This is a genomic window from Pedobacter sp. HMWF019 (assembly GCF_003061025.1).
Taxonomy (GTDB): domain Bacteria; phylum Bacteroidota; class Bacteroidia; order Sphingobacteriales; family Sphingobacteriaceae; genus Pedobacter.
On record NZ_QAIL01000205.1, the window covers coordinates 1 to 5,349 of the forward strand.

At 41.1% G+C, this 5,349-nt stretch carries 5 protein-coding genes and 1 pseudogene; 3 read left to right on the top strand and 3 right to left on the bottom strand.

Annotation, left to right across the window (positions count from 1 at the left end; translation table 11 throughout):
* The first annotated feature begins 62 nt into the window (after nucleotides 1-62).
* The 3 genes and pseudogenes from DBR11_RS12415 (at nucleotide 63) to DBR11_RS12420 (ending at nucleotide 2,941) form a co-directional block, all read left to right on the top strand.
* A complete protein-coding gene (locus tag DBR11_RS12415) occupies nucleotides 63-1,340 on the top strand; it encodes an adenylosuccinate synthase (protein WP_108552986.1) in 1,278 nt (425 codons plus the stop codon).
* A 95-nt stretch (nucleotides 1,341-1,435) separates the two neighbouring features.
* Nucleotides 1,436-1,582: pseudogene (locus tag DBR11_RS30630) on the top strand (hypothetical protein); the annotation flags it as partial.
* Nucleotides 1,583-1,690: 108 nt separating this feature from the next.
* Complete coding sequence (locus tag DBR11_RS12420; RefSeq protein ID WP_108552987.1) at nucleotides 1,691-2,941, top strand: anthranilate synthase component I family protein; 1,251 nt, start codon at nucleotides 1,691-1,693, stop codon at nucleotides 2,939-2,941.
* Between the two features lie 36 nt (nucleotides 2,942-2,977).
* Here the strand turns inward: DBR11_RS12420 and DBR11_RS12425 are convergent, their stop codons facing one another.
* From DBR11_RS12425 to nadC, 3 genes are read right to left on the bottom strand one after another with little or no spacing between them, the layout of a single operon-like run.
* Complete coding sequence (locus tag DBR11_RS12425; protein WP_108552988.1) at nucleotides 2,978-3,808, bottom strand: M48 family metallopeptidase; 831 nt, start codon at nucleotides 3,806-3,808, stop codon at nucleotides 2,978-2,980.
* Between the two features lie 3 nt (nucleotides 3,809-3,811).
* Nucleotides 3,812-4,453: a glycerol-3-phosphate 1-O-acyltransferase PlsY gene (gene plsY / locus DBR11_RS12430; RefSeq protein ID WP_108552989.1), complete on the bottom strand. Its 642-nt coding sequence runs from the start codon at nucleotides 4,451-4,453 to the stop codon at nucleotides 3,812-3,814.
* Nucleotides 4,454-4,456: 3 nt separating this feature from the next.
* The gene (gene nadC / locus DBR11_RS12435; RefSeq protein ID WP_108552990.1) at nucleotides 4,457-5,299 is read right to left on the bottom strand and encodes a carboxylating nicotinate-nucleotide diphosphorylase; all 843 of its coding nucleotides are present in this window, start codon (nucleotides 5,297-5,299) and stop codon (nucleotides 4,457-4,459) included.
* Nucleotides 5,300-5,349: the final 50 nt, after the last annotated feature.

The following is a 5,349-nucleotide window of genomic DNA, read 5'->3' on the forward strand; positions in this document are numbered from 1 at the left end:
GGCTGAAACAGAACATGCTAATTAATAAATATCCAATTATAATATTTTCTTAAATTAAAATAATGACGCAAGTAGATGTGCTTCTTGGCCTGCAATGGGGCGACGAGGGCAAAGGTAAAATTGTTGACGTTCTTAGTCCACAATATGATTTGATCGCTCGTTTCCAAGGCGGACCAAATGCCGGCCATACTTTAGAATTTGATGGCAAAAAATTTGTTTTAAATACCATTCCTTCAGGTATTTTCAATGAAAAAACCATGAATTTGATTGGTAATGGCGTTGTAATTGACCCTATCATCTTAAAAAGAGAATTAGATAACCTTAAAGCTGCCGGACACGATCCTGTTGCAAAAGGCAAACTGGTTATTGCACGCAAAGCACATTTAATATTGCCAACCCACCAGTTACTGGATGCTGCAAATGAGCAGAAAATGGGTAAAGACAAGATTGGATCTACTCTTAAAGGCATCGGCCCAACCTATATGGACAAAACTGGGCGTAATGGTTTGCGTATCGGGGATACTACTTTACCTGATTTTAAAGACCGTTACAACAAATTGGTGGAGAAACATAAAGAAATTTTATCTCACTATGACTTTGAATACGATCTTACCGAAAAAGAAGCCGCTTTTTTCGAAGCTATTGAGTTTATTAAATCTATCCCTCATGTGGACAGTGAGCATTTTGTGAATGGTTACCTAAAAGAAGGAAAAACTGTTTTGGCAGAAGGTGCTCAGGGTACTTTACTGGATGTTGATTTCGGATCTTATCCTTTTGTAACCTCTTCTAACACCACTACTGCAGGTGCATGTACAGGATTAGGTATCGCTCCAAATAAAATCGGGAATGTATACGGTATTTTTAAAGCATACTGTACTCGTGTAGGAGGTGGTCCTTTCCCTACGGAACTGGAAAATGAAGTTGGAGAAACTTTACGCCAGGTTGGACACGAGTTTGGTGCAACAACGGGTCGTGCCCGTCGTTGCGGATGGATTGATCTTCCAGCCTTGAAATACGCCATTATGTTGAATGGGGTGACCGAACTGATTATGATGAAAGCAGATGTTTTGGATGGTTTTGATACCATCTATGCCTGTACACATTATGAGCATAATGGTGAAACTATTGACTACATGCCTTATGATATCATTTCTGTTAGGCCCACGCCTGTATTAAAGGCTATTGATGGATGGAAAACCGATGTGACTAAAGTGAGCAAGATCGAAGAGATCCCTGCAAAACTGAACGAATACATTGCTTTCCTGGAAAAAGAACTGGAAGTACCGGTAAAATACCTTTCAGTAGGTCCGGACAGGGTTCAAACTTTAGAGTTGAACTAAAAATTAGATTTTATATAACAAGGCACCGCTGTTGCACTGCCCCCAAAAAGTTAGACACTTATTGGGGGCATTTTTATGTTTAAAAGAAAAAGTACAATTATGAATTTCGGCTTCAGTGCGTAGAAGCTGTATTGGAGGGCAAAGGATCATTAAAATCAATAGCCTTAGCAAAGGGTATTGAGCATTCGAACCTTCGATTATGGTTAGGCTTTTATGAGGCCTACGGCAAGCAAGGATTATGAGCCCGATACAATATCCAGCCCGCCATTTCAAAAACTAATCTTAAATTCGTTTAAACTTTTGGGTTCAGTCTATGTGGTGCCTTTTTTTGTTTTAACTTTGGCCGACCAATGAGGAGACCAGATCTTTTATTTAAACAGAAAGCGCTTGCATGGGCAAGTTCCTTTGATGTTTGCTGTGTACTTGATTCCAATGGCTATACAGATCAGTACCAGAAATTCGATCTGCTGATTGCAGCAGGCGCCAAACGGCAACTTCGCGCATCCAGCGGAGTGGCATTTAATAGTTTAAAGAATTTTTATGAAGAGCATCAGGACTGGATGTTTGGATTATTGGGCTATGATCTTAAGAACGAGGTTGAAAATCTTTATTCTGAAAACCCGGATGCCCTGGATTTTCCAGATCTGTTCTTTTTTGTTCCTGAGTATTTGATTGCGATTAAAGATCATCAGCCGGAGGTACTTTTGGGAAGTCCGGAAATCTTACAACAAATCCTTCAACAGGAACTCCATCCTTCCACAGCCTCTTTTGAACGAAAAATTGAAAGCAGGATAAGTAAACAAGTCTACCTGGAAAAGATAGAAGAATTACAGCGTCATATCCACCTGGGAAATATATATGAAGTGACCTTTTGCCAGGAATTTTTTGCAGAGCATGCCGCTATAGATCCTGTTGCCGTGTATGAAAAACTGATTAAAATCTCCCCTACTCCGTTTGCTGGCTTTTTTAAGATTGGGAAACAATATATCCTTTCTGCCAGTCCGGAAAGATTTTTATCTAAAAAGGGACAGACCCTGATTTCTCAGCCCATTAAAGGCACTGCACGCAGAAGTAATCATCCCGAAGCAGATCAAAGAATTAAAAGTCTGCTTAAGGAGGATCTGAAAGAACAGACAGAAAATGTAATGATCGTAGACCTGGTCCGTAACGATCTGACTAAAAGCGCACTTCCGGGAACAGTTAAAGTAGAGGAGTTGTTTGGAATCTATTCCTTTCCGCAGGTACATCAGATGATCTCTACTATTACCTGTAAACTCCAACCAGACCTGCATTTTATCGATGCCATCAGAAATACATTTCCAATGGGCTCTATGACTGGCGCACCAAAAATCAGCGCAATGGAGCTCATTGAGCAGCAGGAATGCTGCAAAAGAGGGGCTTATTCAGGTTCCATCGGATACATCAGCCCAGATGGAGATTTTGACTTTAATGTCGTGATCAGAAGTATTTTATACCAGGCTGAAAAGCAATATTTATCTTTCCAGGTGGGGGGAGCTATTACTTACAGTTCTGTTCCGGAAAAAGAATATGAAGAATGTATACTAAAGGCTTCAGCCATCATAGAAACATTAAAGGGCTGAACTGCCCTTTAATGTTAGAAAATTTTTCTCCCCAGCTTATCTATTGGGTTTACCTGTTGGCGAATTAAAATAGCGTTGCGCCTCTGGCAAATCTCTTTGAATTTGAGCGATCCTGGTTTCATCAGCTGGGTGGGTACTTAGAAACTCAGGTGGTTTCTGCCCACTCTGGCCTGCGGAAGCCATTCTTTGCCAAAAACTGACTGCATTTGCAGGGTTATAACCCGCCATTGACATAAAAATCAAGCCTAAATGGTCTGCTTCTAGTTCTTGTGTCCTGGAGTTTGGAAGCAGATAAAAGCCTTGTGCACCAACTCCATAAACCTGGCTGATCAATTGTTGGGTAGCCTGGGAACTGTTTCCTGTTGCTGCGCCCAAAAGACCTCCTATACCCTGAGCAACCGCTGCTTTGGAGGCCCGTTCTGAAGAATGTCTGGCTACCGCATGGGCAATCTCATGACCCATTACTGTGGCCAGGCCTGCATCATCTTTGGTAACAGGCAAAATACCCGAGTATACCGCCACTTTTCCCCCTGGCATGCACCAGGCGTTTAATTCTTTACTGTCAATGAGGTTAAATTCCCAGTTGAAACCCTGTATTTGTTCAGCATATCCATTAGCCGTCATGTATTTTGTAACCGCTGATGCAATTTTCTGTCCGATCCGCTTTACCCTTGCAGCGTCTGCATTGTTCAGTACCTTGGTTTGAGGGTCTTTCAGCAGCGTAGTGTAGCTCTGCGCTGCGGCAGTCTGCATTTCGCTTTCATTCACAAAACTTAAGCGGTTACGTCCGGAAAGTGGTACCGTTGAGCAGGAATATGCAACCATTACTGCAACTGCAGCAACACCTATGAGTTGAAATTTCTTCATAATTTATTTCCTTTTAAACAGATATACTTTGGATTCCTTGCCTTTTAGGAGTCGCTCCAGATTTTTTTGATGTGTAACCAGGATAAGTATGCAAACACACATTCCGTACAATACTTCTGATTTAACGCTGGAATGGAATATAAATATAATCCCTAACGGAAAAGTAAAGCCTGCACATATGGAACTGAGCGAAACGTATTTGGTAACCAGTAGGACGACAACGAAGACCAGAACGCAAAGTAAAGCTGCTGGAAAGTTAACTGCTAAAATCATTCCAAAAAGAGTGGCAACTCCCTTTCCTCCCCTAAAACCTGCAAAAACAGGAAATAAGTGCCCCATAACAGCGGTTACACCCAGGGCAAGTTCATAATTGATAAACTGAGAAGAATTATGTGGTCCGGTCACAGACAGACCGATGAAATACGCCAATTTAGTAGCAGTATATCCTTTCAGTATGTCTATAGTCATAACGGCTATACCAGCTTTCTTACCCAGAACCCTGAAGGTATTGGTCGCTCCGGCATTCCCGCTTCCATACTCACGTACATCCACTCCGTAAAATGCCTGGCCAAGCCATACTGCAGTGGGTATAGAACCAAAAATATAGGCAATCAGCACCGCTGAAATAGAATAGATAGAGATCATATTCTAAAAGGCTTTTAAACTCATATCTAAACTCTTAACAGAATGCGTAAGTGCTCCCATAGAAATGTAATCTACACCACATTCTGCATATTGAGTTATATTTTCTTCCAAGATGCCTCCAGAGGCTTCTGTCGTATATCTGTGACCTATCGTGTTAACCGCTGTTTTTAAATCATCAAAGCTAAAGTTGTCCAGCATGATGCGGTTAACATTTCCGGTTTGCAACACTTGATCCAATTCCTGAAGATTTCTTACCTCTATTTCAATTTCCAGTTTTTTACCGGTTCTTTCCAGGTATTCATTTGCAGCATGGATTGCATTTACTATACCGCCGGCATAGTCTACATGATTATCCTTGATCAGGATCATATCATACAATCCAATCCGATGGTTTACACCTCCGCCAATTTTTACGGCCCATTTTTCCAGATAACGTAATCCTGGTGTGGTTTTCCGGGTATCGAGTATTTTTGCAGTATAGGGCTCCAAAAGCCGGACAACGCGGTTGGTTTTTGTGGCTATACCACTCATTCGCTGCATACAGTTGAGCACCAGTCTTTCTGCCAGTAGTATAGAATGTGTTTTTCCTTCGACAGTAAAAGCGATATCTCCGTATTTTACCTGAGCACCATCCTTTATGAAGACCTCAATTTTTAAGTCCTGGTCTACCTGATTAAATATTTCGAGCGCAAGTTCCACACCTGCAAGCACACCTTCTTCTTTAATCAGTAATTTTGCCTTGCCTAAAGCTCCGGCAGGAATGGTAGAAAGTGAAGTATGATCTCCATCGCCTAAATCTTCAGCGATAGCATTTTTTATAAATAGGTCTATTATATGCTTGTCCAAATCATCAATTTTAAACCAAAAATAGCATTTTTACCTAAATTGTTTTATTT